Genomic DNA, 1,379 nt, shown 5'->3' with positions numbered 1-1,379 from the left:
AACACTTTATCTTGAAATAATCTTGGAGTACCACCGTGCCTGTATTGATTTACCGGCCATTGAAACGTGCCTTCGTTTTTTAATCTATCATAATTTAAATAAGATACATCAATATTAGTGCCTTTGGTCATGGCACAATATTCATCATAAATTTCTTCGGCAGAACCATAGTTAAAACCTCTAAAGCCCATGCGTTGTGCAAAGTCGCAAAAAATTTCAACATCGGGTCTAGCTTCCCCTGGCGGATCAATTTCTTTGGGTAAGTAAGAAATTCTACGCTCAGAGTTCGTCATAGTGCCTTCTTTCTCTAACCAACCTGCTGCAGGTAACACTAAATCTGCAAACTTAACAGTGTCAGATTTATGTGAAATATCTTGAACTACAACAAACTTTGCATTTTTTATAACCTTTTCTACTTTATTAATGTTTGGTAAACTTACTAGAGGATTTGTACAAGCTATCCAAATAGCTTTAAGTTTACCAGATTCTAAAGCATCAAACATTTCAGTAGCTGTTAAACCGGGTTTAGGGTTAATTTTTTCAACACCCCAAAACTGGGCTACTTCTCTGCGGTGTTCTTCATTCATTAAATCTTTATGAACAGCTAAAAGGTTTGCCATACCGCCAACCTCTCTACCTCCCATGGCATTGGGCTGCCCCGTTAATGAAAAAGGACCTGAACCTGGTTTGCCTACTTGCCCTGTAATTAAAGACAGGTTTAATAGGGCTATGTTCTTATTTACACCAACCACACTTTGGTTAAGCCCCATAGCCCACATACTTATAAACCCTTTTGATAGCCCTATAATATCGGCTGCTTTTTTTATTTCTTTTTCTTCAATACCACAAATTTTAGCAGCTTTACTAATTCTTGTGGCTAATATTTGTGCTTTATATGCTGCAAAACCTTCGGTGTTATTTTTTATAAAATCTTCATCTATTAAACCTTGGTCATATAACCTACGGCCTATAGCGTTGTATAAAACTACATCTGTACCTGGTAATATTTGCAAATGCAAATCGGCAAAACTTGCGGTATCAGTTTTTCTTGGGTCAACTACAATTATTTTTACGTTTGGGTTTTCTTCTTTGTGCTTTTCTAAACGACGAAATAAAATAGGATGACACCATGCTGGGTTTGCTCCTGTTATTAAAAAACAATCGGCCAATTCAATATCAGCATAACTAATTGGCACACTATCTTCACCAAATGCCTTTTTGTAACCAACTACAGCAGAACTCATACAGAGCCTTGAGTTGGTATCAATGTTATTGGTGCCTAAAAATCCTTTTGTAAGTTTATTGGCTATATAATATTCTTCAGTTAAACTTTGCCCAGACACATAAAAACCTACACTATCAGGCCCATGTTTTTTTAT

The 1,379-nt window shown here is 36.3% G+C and carries 1 protein-coding gene; it reads right to left on the bottom strand.

The window, feature by feature from the left end:
- A partial coding sequence (locus FUA24_RS24435; protein ID WP_148546041.1) for a molybdopterin-dependent oxidoreductase occupies positions 1–1,379 on the bottom strand: 1,379 nt, incomplete at both ends.

The sequence above is a fragment of the Seonamhaeicola marinus genome (genome assembly GCF_008085455.1).
The sequence above is the reverse complement of the archived record's forward strand: the minus strand, read 5'-3'. Positions and strand labels throughout refer to the sequence as shown.